The following is a 15,595-nucleotide window of genomic DNA, read 5'->3' on the forward strand; positions in this document are numbered from 1 at the left end:
GGTTTAAGCCCATAAACATGAGCTCGAAAACCGACACCGCACAGTCCTCGGCCGAGGCCCTTCGCTATCCCTGGGAACAGCACCCCGGCCCGGAAGAGATCGTGGAGATCAGGCCCGGCGTGTTGTGGGCGCGGCTGAAGCTGCCGTTCCGCCTCAACCACGTCAACATCTACCTGCTCGCCGACGGCGACGGCTATGCCATGGTCGACACGGGCTTCGGCAACGAGGAGACGATCGAGGCCTGGACAAAGCTGTTCGACGGACCGCTGAAGGGCGTCAACATCACGCGCCTGATCGTCACCCACTCGCATCCCGATCACGTCGGCCTCGCCGGGTGGATCGTCGAGCGCTTCAACTGTCCGCTGGTGATGTCGCAGGTCGAATATCTGCAATCGGTCTATCACCAGAACCGCGGCACCGAGGAACGGCGCGAGGCGCAGCGGCTGTTCTTCCGCCGCCACGGCATGGACGAGACGCTGACCGAGAAGCTGCTCGGGCGCGGCCAGGATTATCTCAAGCGCGTCTCGGTGCTGCCGCCGTCCTACCGCCGCATCTCGCACGGCGACGAGGTCGTGATCGGCACGCGCCGCTTCAAGGTGATCACCGGCGGCGGCCACGCGCTCGACCAGGTCATGCTGTATTGCGCCGACGACAAGTTGTTCCTCTCCGCCGACCAGGTTCTGAGCAAGATCTCGCCCAATGTCAGCGTCTGGGCCGTCGAGCCCGACCAGAACTCGCTCGGCGAATACCTGGCTTCGCTCGCAAGCCTCACCACCACCCTGCCCTATGATCTGCTGGTGCTGCCCGGCCATGGCGTGCCGTTCTATGGATTGAAGACCCGCATCAAGCAGCTCGCCGACCATCACGAGGAGCGCTGCCGCCTGATCGCGGAAGCCTGCCGCGAGATGCCGCAGACCTCGCGCGCATTGGTGCCCGTCGTGTTCAACAAGCACGTGCTGGACGAGCACCAGATGGGCTTTGCCGCTGGCGAACTCGTCGCCCACGTTAACTACATGATCGTCGAGGGCCGGCTGACGGCGGAGACCAGGGACGGCGTGCTGCAGTTTCGGACGACGTGAGCTTGTCTTCGCCTCTCCCGCTCGGCGGAGAGGCAGTTGATCCTCACTTCATGTTCGCGATCGCATGCAGCGCCGCGATGTAGCCGAACGGGCCCAGGCCGCAGATTACGCCCATCGCCACGAACGAGATCTTGGAGTGGCGATGATATTCGTCGCGGGCGTGGATGTTGGAGATATGCACCTCCAGCACCGGGCCCTCGAACGTCTTGATCGCGTCCATGATCGACACCGAGGTGAAGGAGAGGCCGGCCGGGTTGATGACGATGGCATCGGCGTCCTGCCGCGCCGACTGGATCAGATCGACGAGCACGCCTTCATGGTTGGACTGGTGGAAGGCGAGCTTGAGGCCGAGCCCGGCGGCGGCGTCCTCGCAGCTCGCGTTGATCTCCGCGAGCGTCGTCGTGCCGTAGATGTGCGGCTCGCGGATGCCGAGCATGTTGAGGTTGGGACCGTTGAGGATCATCACGCGCTTCATGGAAGGGTCCTTTCGAAGACCTGGTTGAGCATGCTCTCCGGGCAAATGGCGCATGCGCTGCGAATCGGATTGATCGGGCCAGCAGCAGCGTCAAGGAAGCGCCTGCCGGGCCGCCAAGGAAGACCGAGGCTGGCCAGAATCCGCACCCCGCGCATGCTGCAAAGCAGCATCATATGTTGCGCAAACTTGATCGGGATCAAATTTCAAATCGCACGATAGGGCATTTTGCCCAAATGCTCCTCACGGCCAAATGTGGGATAGCGCATAGACATTGGAGCTGGAAAAGCTCTAAGAAGATGCGGCCCTCTTGGTCAGTTCCGTCTTAGGTTTCGCCGATGGATTACGCCCAGTTCTTCGATTCCGCCCTCGATCGCCTCCACACCGAGCGGCGCTATCGCGTCTTCGCCGACCTCGAACGCACGGCCGGCCGGTTCCCGCACGCGGTCTGGCACTCGCCCAAGGGCAAGCGCGACGTCGTGATCTGGTGCTCCAACGACTATCTCGGCATGGGCCAGCACCCGAAGGTGGTCGGCGCCATGGTGGAGACCGCCACGCGCGTCGGCACCGGCGCCGGCGGCACCCGCAACATCGCCGGCACGCACCATCCTCTGGTCCAGCTCGAAGCCGAGCTCGCCGATCTCCACGGCAAGGAAGCCGCGCTTCTCTTCACCTCGGGCTATGTCTCGAACCAGACCGGCATCCCGACCATCGCAAAGCTCATTCCGAACTGCCTGATCCTGTCGGACGAGCTCAACCATAATTCGATGATCGAGGGCATCCGCCAGTCCGGCTGCGAGCGCGTCGTGTTCCGCCACAACGACGTTGCGCATCTGGAGGAGCTGTTGAAAGCGGCCGGCCCCAATCGGCCGAAGCTGATCGTCTGCGAGAGCCTCTATTCCATGGACGGCGACGTCGCGCCGCTCGCCAGGATCTGCGATCTCGCCGAGAAGTACGGCGCGATGACCTATGTCGACGAGGTCCACGCCGTCGGCATGTACGGCCCGCGCGGCGGCGGCATCGCCGAGCGTGACGGCGTCATGCATCGCATCGACATTCTGGAAGGCACGCTGGCCAAGGCGTTCGGCTGCCTCGGCGGCTACATCGCCGCCAATGGCCAGATCATCGACGCCGTGCGCTCTTACGCGCCGGGCTTCATCTTCACCACCGCGCTGCCGCCGGCGGTCTGCTCGGCCGCGACCGCCGCGATCAAGCACCTGAAGACCTCGAGCTGGGAGCGCGAGCGCCACCAGGATCGCGCCGCCCGCGTCAAGGCGATCCTCAATGCGGCCGGCCTGCCGGTGATGTCGAGCGACACCCACATCGTGCCGCTGTTCGTCGGCGATCCCGAGAAGTGCAAGCGGGCCTCCGACCTCCTGCTCGAAGAGCACGGTATCTACATCCAGCCGATCAACTATCCGACCGTCGCCAAGGGCACCGAACGTCTGCGCATCACGCCCTCGCCCTATCACGACGATGGCCTGATCGATCAGCTCGCCGAGGCGCTGCTCCAGGTGTGGGAACGCCTGGGCCTGCGGTTGCGCGAGAAGTCGATGGCGGCGGAGTAGGGCTTACTCCGCCCCCTCCCCCTTTGCGGGAAAGTAAATATCGACTCCGCACCTGCGGCCTTGACGTCAACCCCGGTTCCCCTCCGGCGCGGCATTTCGCTGTCGCCTGCGCCCGTCCAACGCGCTAGATTTACAAGGAAAATGAGACCGGGCGCGTGAGCGCCCAGGGAGAAGTGCGCTCACCATGCTGCACGACTGGGGCGTGATCGCCGCCGCTTTCGGCTATATCGGCTTCCTGTTCCTGGTGGCGAGCCACGGCGACCGCCGCTCGCCGGCCGGGCGCGGCCGCGCCTCCGGACTGATCTATCCGATGTCGCTGGCGATCTACTGCACCTCCTGGACCTTCTTCGGCTCGGTCGGCTTCGCCACCCGCACCTCGACCGACTTCCTGGCGATCTATGTCGGCCCGATCCTGATGATCGGACTCGGCGCCGGCGTGCTGCGCCGCGTGATCCAGCTGGCCAAAGCCCACAACATCACCTCGATCGCCGACTTCATCGGAGCCCGCTACGGCAAGAGCCAGGCTGTGGCGGCGACCGTGGCGCTGATCGCGATCATCGGCTCGGTGCCCTATATCGCGCTCCAGCTCAAGGCGGTCGCCTCTTCGCTGGGGACGATCCTGAGCGAAGACCAGGCCTTCTCCCACATCCCGATCCTCGGCGACGTGGCGCTGATGGTGACGCTGGCGATGGCGGCCTTCGCAGTGCTGTTCGGCACGCGGCAGACCGACGCCACCGAGCACCAGCACGGCCTGATGCTGGCGGTCGCGACCGAGTCCATCATCAAGCTGGTCGCCTTTCTCGCCGCCGGCATCTTCGTCACTTTCTGGATGTTCTCGCCGCAGGAGTTGATCGAGCGCGCGATGAAGACGCCGGAGGCGGTGCGCGCCATCAACTATTCCCCGTCGATCGGCAACTTCCTGACCATGACGCTGCTGTCGCTGTGCGCGATCATGCTGCTGCCGCGCCAGTTTCACGTCAGCGTGGTGGAGAATTCCTCCGATGCCGAGGTCGGACGCGCGCGATGGCTGTTCCCGCTCTACCTCGTCGCCATCAACCTGTTCGTGATCCCGATCGCGATCGCCGGCCTCGTGACCTTCCCGTTCGGCGCTGCCGATCCCGACATGTACGTGCTGGCCCTGCCGATGGAGGGCGGCGCGGACCTGCTCAGCGTCGTCGTCTTCGTCGGCGGATTGTCGGCGGCGACGGCGATGGTGATCGTCGAATGCGTCGCGCTCTCCATCATGGTCTCGAACGACCTCGTGGTGCCGCTGGTGCTGCAACGGCGACCGCATGGGCGCGCCGGCGGCGCCGATTTCAGCGACTTCCTGCTGCGCTCGCGCCGGCTCGCGATCTTCGCCATCATGGTGTTGGCCTATTTCTACTACCGCGCGCTCGGCAATACCCAGCTCGCGGCCATCGGCCTGCTCTCCTTTGCCGCCATCGCCCAGCTTGCACCGAGCTTCTTCGGCGGCCTGCTGTGGCGGCGCGCGACCGCACGCGGCGCCATCGGCGGCATGCTGGTCGGCTTCGCGGTGTGGCTCTACACGCTGTTCATTCCGAGCTTCATGGATTCCTCGACGGGCGGCATCCTGCTGCTCCAGCACGGCCCGCTCGGCATCGAGGCGCTGCGGCCGCAGGCGTTGTTCGGCGCCGACCTGCCTCCCCTGATGCACGGCGTCATCTGGTCGCTGTCGCTCAACATCCTGACCTATGTGCTGCTGTCGCTGGCGCGCCGGCCGTCTTCGATCGAGCTGTTGCAGGCCGATCTGTTCGTGCCCAACACGCTCGCACCGATCTCCCCGAGCTTCCGCCGCTGGCGCACCACCGTCACCGTGCAGGACATCCAGACCACGGTGGCGCAATATCTCGGACCCGACCGCGCGCGGCATTCCTTCGAGGCATTCTCCGCGCAGCGGAACCTGCGGCTGGAGCCCGGAGCACCGGCTGATTTCGAGCTGCTGCAACACGCCGAGCACCTGATTGCCTCCTCGATCGGAGCGGCCTCCTCCCGCCTCGTGATGTCGCTGCTGCTGCGCAAGCGCACGGTCTCCGCCAAGGCCGCGCTCAAGCTGCTCGACGATTCCCACGCGGCGCTGCACTTCAACCGCGAGATCCTCCAGACCGCGCTCAATCACGTGCGGCAGGGCATCGCCGTGTTCGATGCCGACCTGCAGCTGATCTGCTCCAACCGGCAGTTCGGCGATCTCCTCAACGTTCCCCCGCATCTGATCCAGTTCGGCACGCCCTTGCGGGAGATCCTGGAATTCATCGGCGTGGGCGATCCGGACCATCCGCTCGAGAGCGAGGCCCTGCTGGAGCGGCGCCTTGCCGCCTACACCACCGACAGCGAGCCCTATCTCGAACGCCTGCCGGAGCGCCACATGGTGATCGAGGTGCTCACCAACCGCATGCCTGGTGGCGGCTTCGTCATCACCTTCACCGATGTCACGCCCAGCTTCGAAGCCGCGGAAGCGCTGGAGCGCGCCAATGCGACGCTGGAAAAGCGCGTGCGCGACCGCACCGAGGAGCTGACGCGGCTGAACTCCGAGCTGGCACTGGCCAAGAGCGCGGCGGAAGACGCCAGCATCTCCAAGACGCGCTTCCTCGCCGCGGCCAGCCACGACATCCTCCAGCCGCTGAACGCGGCGCGGCTCTATGTCACGAGCCTCGTCGAGCGACAGCACAACGGCGAAGAGACCCGGCTGGTCGAGAACATCGACGAATCGCTACAGGCGATCGAGGAGATCCTCGGTGCCCTGCTCGACATCTCCAGGCTGGATGCCGGCGCGATGACGACCTCGATCTCGAGCTTCAAGATGGCCGATCTGATGCGCTCGCTGGAGATCGAGTTCGCGCCGATCGCGCGCGCCAAGGGCCTGGAGCTCATCTTCGTGCCCTGCTCGCTCCCGGTCGAGTCGGACCGCCTGCTGCTACGGCGGCTGCTCCAGAACCTGATCTCGAACGCGATCAAATACACCCCGCGCGGCCGCGTGCTGGTCGGCTGCCGCCGCCGCGGCGCCTCGCTCAAGATCTGCGTGTACGACACCGGCGTCGGCATCCCTGCGGTCAAGCGCAGTGAGATCTTCAAGGAATTCCACCGCCTGGAGCAGGGGGCGCGGATCGCGCGCGGCCTGGGGCTCGGCCTCTCGATCGTCGAGAGGCTGGCACGCGTGCTCAACCATGGCATCGCCATCGACGCCAATGCCAGCGGCGGCTCGGTATTCTCCGTGACGGTGCCGACGGCGAAGGCGATCACCCACACCGCGGCGGTGACCAGCGCGACACCGCTGGCGCGCACGCCGATCTCGGGCGCGCTGATCGTCTGCATCGAGAACGACGCGGCGATTCTCGACGGCATGCGCACGCTGTTGAAGGCCTGGGACGCCGAGGTGATCGCGGTCGCCGATCCCGAAGGCGCGATCGCCGCGATCGAAACGGCCGGACGGCGCGTCACCGGCCTGCTGGTCGACTATCATCTCGACCGCGGCAACGGCATCGCCGCCATCCGCGAGATCCGCCGCCGCTTCGGCGACGGCATCCCCGCGATCCTGATCACCGCCGACCGCAGCCCCGCCGTGCAGGTCGCCGCACGCGAGGAGAAGGTCGCCGTGCTGAACAAGCCCGTGAAACCGGCCTCGCTCCGCGCCCTGCTCGGTCAATGGCGCACGCAACAGATGGTCGCCGCGGAATAGGACGCCGTCAGTAGTCGGTCGATACGCTGAGCGCGCGCCATTTCTCCAGCTCGTCGAGACGCTGCCGGTCCGTCGCGGCGATAGCGTTGACGGCATCGCTGCCGAGCCCGATGCGCAGGGGCGGGTGATCCATGTTCGCGAGCTGCAATACCACGTCGGCCGCCTTGGCGGGATCACCGGGCTGACGGCCATCGTAGTCGCGCTGCATCCTGACGGCGGCACCGACCACCGCGTCGTACTCCGGACGTCCTTCGTCGGTCTCATGCGAGGTCTGGGCAAAGCCGGTCCGGAAGCCGCCGGGCTCGACGATGGTCACATGCACGCCGATCAGCGCCATCTCGCGCGCCAGCGATTCCGAAAAGCCTTCGATACCCCATTTCGCCGCCGAATAGGGCGCGCGGGCCGGCGCGCCGACGCGGCCGCCGACCGACGAGACCTGTATGATGTGCCCACGGCGCTGCTTGCGCAGCACCGGGATCGCCGCCTTGGTGACGATGATGGTGCCGATCAGATTGGCCTCGATCTGCTGCCGGAACGAGGCGAGGCTGGTATCCTCGACCGAGCCGAGATCGCCATAGCCGGCATTGTTCACGACGACGTCGAGACCGCCGTAGGCTTCCACCGCGAGGTCGATCGCCGCTTGCGCTGCCGCTTCGTCGGTCACATCAAGCGTTGCCAGCCGCAGTCTTTCCCCGAAACGTTCGCACAGCGGTTCGAGCGGGTCGAGCTTGCGAGCCGTGGCCACCACCCGGTCGCCCGCAACGAGTGCGGCTTCCGTGATGGCGCGCCCCAACCCGCGCGAACTGCCGCTGATGAACCAGGTCTTCATGCCAGTCTCCGAAAGGACTTAAGGCGCGAGCCGCGTGAACACGTAATCGTGGCTCTTGGCACGGGCTTCGTGACAGCCCCAGCAGGTGCGGTGCTGGGCCTCGTCAACCGGCTTGCCGTTGATGAAGCGGCCAAAGCCCCAGCCTCCAGTGGAGGCATATTTCTTGGAATCCTTGACCATCACCTGGACCGTCGTAGCAGCACCGGGGATCGTCGCGGATGCAAATTCAGGTGATTGCTTCCGCTTCCAAGCGCGCTTGACCAACACGGTCCCGTCTGGGAACGGCAGCTTGCCGGCCTGGTAGGCATCGATGGCAGTCTGGTTGCCGACGACCGCGCGCAGTTCGTCGAGCGGCGCAGCCTCCTCGGCCGGCGCGATCAGTTCCCACTGCTTGTAGCCGGCGGGGATCGTGACGCCGAAGATCGGCGAGGCGTGGGCGGCCGTGCTTTCAGCCTGCGTCTGCGCCGAGACGATCGTGGCGAGATACGGCACGCAGGTCAGCAGAATGACGACGAGAACCACGGCAAGAACGATTATTGTGGAGAATGCGAAGGTTTTCTTTTCGGGCTCGGGCGGGGTCATGATCTCTCAACAGGCTCGGAGCGACGGATATCCTCCGGTCCAGCCGGGCTGGACCGAAGGCGGACAACATCCTCAGGCGCCGCCGTCGGCGTCGATGACAGCCTTGGCAAAGGCTTGCGGCGCTTCCTGCGGCAGATTGTGGCCGATGCCGCCGGTGATCAGGCGGAACTCGTAACGGCCTGAAAACTTCTTCGCATAGGCGCTGGGGTCGGGATGCGGCGCGCCGTTGGCGTCGCCCTCCATCGTGATAGTCGGCACATCGATGACGGGCGCTGCTGCCAGCTTCTTTTCGAGCTGCTCGTATTTCGCCTCGCCCTGGGCGAGCCCGAGCCGCCAGCGATAATTGTGGATCGTGATCGCGACATGGTCCTTGTTGTCCAGCGCCGCGGCGCTGCGGGCGAAGGTGGCGTCGTCGAACTTCCACTGCGGCGAGGCAAGCTTCCAGATCAGTCTTGCGAAATCGCGCGTGTACTTCTCGTATCCGGCCCGGCCGCGCTCGGTCGCGAAATAGAACTGGTACCACCATTGCAATTCGGTCGATGGCGGCAGCGGCGCATTGCCGGCGGCCTGGCTCGAGATTAGATAGCCGCTGACCGACACCAGCGCGCGGCAGCGCTCCGGCCACAGCGCGGCGATGATGTCGGCGGTGCGTGCGCCCCAGTCGAAGCCGGCGACGACGGCCTTCTTGATGTCAAGCTTGTCCATCAGCGCGATGATGTCGGCGGCCATGGCGGCGGGCTCGCCGTTGCGCGGCGTCTCGCTGGAGAGGAAATGCGTCGAGCCGTAGCCGCGCAGATAGGGGATGATGACGCGATAGCCGGCCTTTGCCAGGATCGGCGCGACGTCGACGAAGGCGTGGATGTCGTAGGGCCAGCCGTGCAGCAGGATCGCCACCGAACCGTTCGACGGCCCCGCCTCGGCATAGCCGACATTGAGGACGCCGGCATCGATCTGCTTGATCGCGCCGAAGGATGCGTTCGATGCGGCCTGCCGCGCGCCGGTCTCGGCGCGCGCGAGGTCGATCACGCCGAGACCGACGGCGACGGTTCCCGCCGCGATGCCAAAGAAGTTGCGGCGCTGCTGGTCAATGATTGGCTTCATGATGTTGCTGCCTTGTGATGATTGGTGATGTTCGTCAGATCAGCGCGACCGTGACGTCGATATTGCCGCGAACCGCCTTGGAATACGGACAGGTCTGATGCGCATCGTCGACGATGCCGCGCGCGATCTCGGGGTCGAGGCCAGGCAGGCTGACATTGAGGCGTGCCCGAAGCGAATAGGCGCCGTCGTCGAGCACGAGATCAATCTCCGCATCGATCGCGCTCTTCCTGGGTAGCTCGATCTTGCGCTTGCGTGCCGCGATCTCCATCGCGCCTTCGAAGCAGGCCGACCAGCCGGCGGCGAACAATTGCTCGGGATTGGTGCCGGTGCCCGCAGCGCCAGGCGGCGACAGCTTGACGTCGAGGCGACCGTCGGAGCTGCGCGCGATGCCGTCGTGCCGTCCGCCACTGGTGTGGGTCCTTGCCGTGTAGAGTATCTTTGCCGCCTGCGTCATCATGGTCTCCTTGCCGTCACGCCACTGACTAGCAGCGGCTGCGGCAAGGCGCCCGTTTGGACTTGTGAGAAGTTGTGAGGTCTCGCCTTACGCTCCTCACAAGGCCTGCATCCGCGGTCTGATGCCGATGCACGGACGGCCTTGCCGGGTCACGATGATCTGGCTATCCGGGCCTCTCGAAGGGACCAAGATTTCGCCATGACCGAGCCGGCCGGCACCGCAACGGGAACTCTATCGTTCGGACCATTCTCCGTGGCGCCGCGTGAAAGGCTCGTGACACGCGACGGCGTCGCGGTGCCGCTCGGCGCCAAGGCGTTCGACACGCTGATGGCGCTGATGTCGCGGCCGAACCAGGTCGTCAGCAAATGGGACCTGATGGCGCTGGTGTGGCCCGGCCTCACGGTCGAAGAGGCCAATCTGCGCTTTCATGTCGCAGCGCTCCGCAAGGCGCTCGGCGACGGCAAGGACGGCGCCCGCTACATCACGACGCTGTCCGGCCGCGGTTATTGCTTCGTGGCGCCGATTTCGCAAACGAATGTCGCGCTGACCCAGCGCCCCGCGCCGCGACCGGAATTGGCGCCCGTGAAGCTGCCGAACCGGCTGCAGAGGATGGTCGGGCGTGACGATGCGATCGCCGCCGTCTCCGACAAGCTCCTCACCTCGCGCTTTGTCACGATTGCAGGGCCCGGCGGCGTCGGCAAGACCGCGGTCGCCGTGGCGATCGCTCACGAGCTGCTCGAAACATTCTCCGATGCCGCGCATTTCGTCGACCTTGCCGCGCTGAGCGATCCCGATCTCGTGATCACCTCGATCCTGCTGATGCTCGGTCTGCCGGCCGAGACCGACGATCCCCTGCCCGCGCTGCTGGCGCATCTCCGTGACAAGCGGATGCTGCTGATCCTCGACAATTGCGAGCACGTCATCGCGGCCGCCGCGCCGCTGGCCGCAGACATCTTCCACGCGGCCCCGCACGTCCATATCCTCGCCACCAGCCGTGAAGCCCTGCGCGTCGAGGGTGAGCAGGTCTATCGATTGGCTCCGCTCGGCGTTCCGCCCGACGGCGCCGCGCTGACGGCCGCCGCAGCAGGGACCTATCCTGCGCTGCAATTGTTCCTCGAACGTGCCGCGGCCAGCGGCGCGCAGATCACGCTCGATGACGCCAACGCCACGATCGTCGCGGGCATCTGCCGCAAGCTCGACGGCATGGCGCTGGCAATCGAGCTCGCCGCCGGCCGGGTCGAAGCCTACGGCCTGGAGCAGACGGCCGCTCTGCTCGACGAGCGTCTCAATCTGCTCTGGCAGGGCCAACGCACCGCGCCGCCGCGGCAGAAGACATTGCAGGCCACGCTCGACTGGAGTTACGGACTGCTGTCGGATCGCGAACGCCTGGTGCTGCGCAGACTTGCGGTGTTCGCCGGCCATCTCACCCTCGACGCAGCGATCGAGGTCGTGCCGGACGAGCACGTCGACCAGGCTCATTTGTTCGACGCCGTCGACAGTCTCGTTGCCAAATCGATGGTCGCGCCGCGTCCCGTCGGCGCCATGATGCGCTACCGTCTGCTCGACACCACACGCGCTTATCTGCTCGAGATCGAACCTGACGACGCGGCGCTCGCCGCCCGTCATGCGACTTACTACCGGCGATGGCTGGAGCAGGCCGGCACGACATGGGCAACCGTGCCGAGCGCCGACGAACGCGCGGTTCACTTCTCCGCGCTTCACAACGTGCGCGCCGCGCTCGACTGGTGCTTCGGCGCGGACGGCGATCGTGGCATCGGCATTGCGCTCGCGGCGGCCGCGGCGCCGATCTTCCTGGCGATGTCCTTGCTGATCGAATGCCGGCGCTGGTCGGAACGGGCGCTGCTGGCAATGGATCCCTCCTCGCGCGGCAGCACCGAAGAAATGCACATCCAGGCCGCCCTCGGGCTGACCTTGATGTTCACACGCGGCGGCAGCGAGGCGGCGCGCGGCGCCTTGAGCCGGAGCCTTGCGATCGCCGAAGCGCGCGGCGATGGGGGCAACCAGCTCCAGCTGCTAGGCCGGATGCATATCTTTCACGAGCGGATGGGAGAGTTCGACGCCGCGCTCGGCTATGCGCGAGAGAGCCTTGCGGTGGCGAGGTCGCTGGGGGACCCTGCCTCGATCGCCCTCGCCCATTCCCTCCTTGGCGTCTCGCTGCATCTGGCCGGCGAGCATCGCGACGCGCTTGAGATGCTGGAGGTCGCCTGGCAGGGACCGGGCACGGAACGGATCAGCACGGTCTACGGCTTCGATCATCGCAACCGGGCCGGCATCACATTGGCTCGTGAGCTCTGGCTGCAAGGCCGGCCCTCGGAAGCGCTGCAACTGGCGCGACAGACGGTCGCCGAGGCCGCGCAGATGGATCACCCGATCACGCTTTGCATTGCGCTGATCTGGGCGGTGTCGATCGAGCTCTGGAACGGCGACCTCGACGGCGCGGACGAGAACATCGACCGCTTCATCGCGCATGCCAATTCGCGCTCGATGGGGCCCTATCTCGCGGTCGGCCGCGGCGTCAAAGGCGAGCTGGCGATCCGGCGCGGCGATGCCGCCGGCGGCGTCGAGACGATCAGGGCCTGCCTGCGCGAGCTCCACGATGCGGGCTATGAGCTGCTCACCACGACGTTCAACATCGCGCTGGTCGAGGGCCTGTTGGCGCTCGGGCAGATCGAACAGAGCGCGCGCCTGATCGACGATGCGATCCGCCTCGTCGAACAAGGCGGCGATCATCTCTACATGCCCGAGCTGCTGCGGATGAAGGGCAGAGTCCTGTTGGCGTTGCCGGAGCCCAAGGCCGAGCAGGCAGAAGCTCACCTCACGAAGTCGCTGGATTTGAGCCGTCGCAACGGCGCAAAGGCCTGGGAGCTGCGGGCGGCGGTCGACCTCGCCGGGTTCATCGCCGAACGCGGCCGGCGTGACGAAGCAAATGAATTGCTTCAATCGGTTCTGAAGGGCTTCGCAGAAGGTTCCGACACGGAGGATATCAGGATCGGCAACGAACTGCTGCGGATGCTATCAGCTCCGTCATCCTGAGGCGCGAGTGGCGCGATGCGGAAGCATCGCAACGGGAGCCTCGAAGGATGCGCCGGCCGGAGCCAGCTCTCATCCCGTCGGCGTGCCCTGCGTCCACTGGCCGCCGGCGATCTTGGCGGCGGCGATCACGGCCTGGGTGCGGCTCTCGACGCCGAGCTTTTGCAGGATGGCCGAGACGTGCGCCTTGATGGTGGCCTCGGAGACGCCGAGCTCATAGGCGATCTGCTTGTTGAGTAGCCCTTCGGACAGCATCATCAGGACCCGGACCTGCTGCGGCGTGAGCGTCACCAGGCGGTCGCGCAGGCGCGTCATGTCGGGGTCGGCGGCCGCGGACAGGTCGGTGTCGGCGGGAACCCAGACGTCGCCTTCCATCACCTTGAGGATGGCGTCACGCAACGTCTCGACGCCGAAACGCTTCGGGATGAAGCCGGAGGCACCGAAATCGAGCGAGCGGCGGATCGTGGCGCTGTCGTCGGACGCCGAGACGATCACGACCGGAATCGCCGGATATTGCGCCCGCAGATAGATCAGGCCGGAGAAGCCGGAGATCCCGGGCATCGAGAGGTCGAGCAGGACCAGGTCGACCTCGGAGGTCTGTTCCAGCAGCCCGGTCAGGTCCTCGAAGGATCCGGCCTCGTCGATCCTGGCCGACGGCAGAACGCCCGCCACCGCCTGTCGCAGCGCATCGCGGAACAGGGGATGGTCATCGGCGATGACGAGATGGGTCGAGGGAGCGCTCATCGTTCTCTTGCTGTCGTTCGCGCCGGGCCGGCAGATTCCGGAGTGCGTCAATTCTTCATCGACCGGCGGTGGCATGCAAGTGCACATTATCTCTTTGCTGCAAAGGGGTTAATCCCCGATCCTCGGGGTTTGCGCGCCGGTACCCGATACCGCAGCGCCAGTGCGCAAGGCCGAAAGTCGTATTGGGGCAGGTTTCACGCCGATGTTACCTTGTCGGCAAGACCCAGGTTGATCCGGCATGTCCGGACAGCCGGGGCGTGAGGAAACGCAATTTATATCGGGGAGCGACTCAACATGTCGACAATGGCTGTGTCTCAAGCAGGCGCGGGAGGGATGACGAAGGACGAACGGTTCGTCATTCTCGCCTCCTCGCTCGGTACCGTCTTCGAGTGGTACGACTTCTATCTCTACGGGTCGCTCGCCGGCATCATCGGCGCCCAGTTCTTCTCGGCCTATCCGCCGGCAACCCGCGACATCTTCGCGCTGCTGGCGTTCGCCGCCGGCTTCCTGGTCCGTCCGTTTGGCGCGATCGTGTTCGGCCGCGTCGGCGACATCGTCGGCCGCAAATATACATTCCTCGTCACCATCCTGATCATGGGTCTGTCGACCTTCATCGTCGGTCTGCTGCCCAACGCGGCGACCATCGGCATCGCGGCGCCGATCATCCTGATCATCCTGCGTCTTGCCCAGGGTCTGGCCCTCGGCGGCGAATACGGCGGTGCTGCGACCTACGTCGCGGAGCATGCGCCGAACGGCAAGCGCGGCTACTACACTTCCTTCATCCAGACCACGGCGACGCTCGGCCTGTTCCTGTCGCTGCTGGTGATCCTGTTCACCCGATCCGCGCTCGGCGAAGCGGACTTCGCGGCCTGGGGCTGGCGCATTCCGTTCCTGGTCTCGGTGCTGCTGCTCGGCATCTCGGTCTGGATCCGGCTTCGCCTGAACGAATCGCCGATCTTCCAGAAGATGAAGGACGAAGGGAAGGGTTCGAAGGCGCCGCTGACGGAAGCCTTCGGCAACTGGCAGAACGGCAAGCTCGTGCTGCTGGCCCTGCTCGGCGGCGTGATGGGCCAGGGCGTGGTCTGGTACACCGGTCAGTTCTACGCGCTGTTCTTCCTGCAATCGATCCTGAAGGTCGACGGCTATACCGCCAACCTCCTGATCGCCTGGTCGCTGCTGATCGGCACCGGTTTCTTCATCGTGTTCGGCGCACTCTCCGACAAGATCGGCCGCAAGCCGATCATCCTCGGTGGCTGCCTGATCGCGGCGCTGACCTTCTTCCCGATCTTCAAGATGATCACCAGCAACGCCAACCCGGCGCTGGAGAAGGCGATCGAGCAGACCAAGGTCGAGGTGGTGGCCGATCCCGCGGGCTGCGGCGACCTGTTCAACCCGGTCGGCACCCGCGTGTTCAGCGCACCTTGCGACACCGCGCGCGCCTTCCTGTCGCAGTCGTCCGTCAAGTACTCGACGAGCTACGGCGCCGCCGGGTCAGGCGTAAAGGTCGTGATCAACGGCAAGGAGGTGCCCTACACCAACGCCAAGGACAGCAACCCGGCGGTTCTCGCTGCGGTGCAGGCGGCTGGCTATCCCAAGGCGGGCGATGCCGGCATCGTGAAGATGGCGCATCCGTTCGACATCTTCCGTCCGCAGGTGGCAGCAATCATCGGTCTGCTGTTCATCCTGGTGCTGTTCGTCACCATGGTGTACGGCCCGATCGCCGCGATGCTGGTCGAACTGTTCCCGACCCGCATCCGCTACACCTCGATGTCGCTGCCCTACCACATCGGCAACGGCTGGTTCGGCGGTCTCTTGCCCGCGACCGCCTTCGCCATCGTGGCCTCGACCGGCGACATCTATGCCGGCCTCTGGTACCCGATCATCTTCGCGTCCATCACCGTCGTGATCGGTTTCTTCTTCCTGCCCGAGACCAAGGACGTGGACATCAAGGCAAACTGATCGAAAGCATCGATCGACCACACGAACCGGCCGCGGACTCCGCGGCCGGTTTTGTTTTGTGC

The 15,595-nt window shown here is 65.6% G+C and carries 11 protein-coding genes; 5 read left to right on the forward strand and 6 right to left on the reverse strand.

Features of this window, described 5'->3' with window-relative positions; all coding sequences use genetic code 11:
• Positions 1–17: 17 nt before the first annotated feature.
• Complete coding sequence (locus tag AX729_RS10620; RefSeq protein WP_061022709.1) at positions 18–1,079, forward strand: MBL fold metallo-hydrolase; 1,062 nt, start codon at positions 18–20, stop codon at positions 1,077–1,079.
• A 43-nt stretch (positions 1,080–1,122) separates the two neighbouring features.
• Here the strand turns inward: AX729_RS10620 and aroQ are convergent, their stop codons facing one another.
• Positions 1,123–1,554: a type II 3-dehydroquinate dehydratase gene (gene aroQ / locus AX729_RS10625; RefSeq protein ID WP_061022711.1), complete on the reverse strand. Its 432-nt coding sequence runs from the start codon at positions 1,552–1,554 to the stop codon at positions 1,123–1,125.
• 335 nt (positions 1,555–1,889) lie between these two features.
• Between aroQ and hemA the strand changes: the two genes are divergently transcribed.
• Positions 1,890–3,119: a 5-aminolevulinate synthase gene (gene hemA / locus AX729_RS10635; RefSeq protein WP_061022715.1), complete on the forward strand. Its 1,230-nt coding sequence runs from the start codon at positions 1,890–1,892 to the stop codon at positions 3,117–3,119.
• Positions 3,120–3,303: 184 nt separating this feature from the next.
• Positions 3,304–6,813 carry a PAS domain-containing hybrid sensor histidine kinase/response regulator gene (locus AX729_RS10640; protein ID WP_061022717.1) on the forward strand — a complete coding sequence of 1,170 codons (3,510 nt, stop codon included), beginning with the start codon at positions 3,304–3,306 and terminating at the stop codon, positions 6,811–6,813.
• Between the two features lie 7 nt (positions 6,814–6,820).
• Here the strand turns inward: AX729_RS10640 and AX729_RS10645 are convergent, their stop codons facing one another.
• From AX729_RS10645 to AX729_RS10660, 4 genes are all read right to left on the reverse strand, one after another.
• On the reverse strand, positions 6,821–7,642 hold the full coding sequence (locus AX729_RS10645) for an SDR family NAD(P)-dependent oxidoreductase (RefSeq protein ID WP_061022719.1): 822 nt from the start codon (positions 7,640–7,642) through the stop codon (positions 6,821–6,823).
• Between the two features lie 18 nt (positions 7,643–7,660).
• Positions 7,661–8,224, reverse strand: coding sequence for a cytochrome P460 family protein (locus tag AX729_RS10650; protein ID WP_156456861.1), 564 nt, complete (start codon positions 8,222–8,224; stop codon positions 7,661–7,663).
• A gap of 72 nt (positions 8,225–8,296) precedes the next feature.
• Positions 8,297–9,325: an alpha/beta fold hydrolase gene (locus AX729_RS10655; protein WP_061022721.1), complete on the reverse strand. Its 1,029-nt coding sequence runs from the start codon at positions 9,323–9,325 to the stop codon at positions 8,297–8,299.
• A 34-nt stretch (positions 9,326–9,359) separates the two neighbouring features.
• A complete protein-coding gene (locus tag AX729_RS10660) occupies positions 9,360–9,779 on the reverse strand; it encodes an organic hydroperoxide resistance protein (protein ID WP_061022723.1) in 420 nt (139 codons plus the stop codon).
• A gap of 198 nt (positions 9,780–9,977) precedes the next feature.
• On the opposite strand from AX729_RS10660, the gene AX729_RS10665 reads away from it, so the two are divergent.
• Entirely contained in the window at positions 9,978–12,833 is a 2,856-nt protein-coding gene (locus AX729_RS10665; protein WP_061022725.1) for an ATP-binding protein, read from the forward strand.
• A gap of 69 nt (positions 12,834–12,902) precedes the next feature.
• On the opposite strand, the gene AX729_RS10670 is transcribed toward AX729_RS10665, so the two are convergent.
• Entirely contained in the window at positions 12,903–13,574 is a 672-nt protein-coding gene (locus AX729_RS10670; protein ID WP_061022882.1) for a response regulator transcription factor, read from the reverse strand.
• 333 nt (positions 13,575–13,907) lie between these two features.
• Between AX729_RS10670 and AX729_RS10675 the strand changes: the two genes are divergently transcribed.
• Positions 13,908–15,533: an MFS transporter gene (locus tag AX729_RS10675; protein WP_197433573.1), complete on the forward strand. Its 1,626-nt coding sequence runs from the start codon at positions 13,908–13,910 to the stop codon at positions 15,531–15,533.
• Positions 15,534–15,595 lie beyond the last annotated feature (62 nt).

The organism is Bradyrhizobium sp. CCH5-F6, assembly GCF_001556045.1.
Classification (GTDB): Bacteria; Pseudomonadota; Alphaproteobacteria; order Rhizobiales; family Xanthobacteraceae; genus Bradyrhizobium.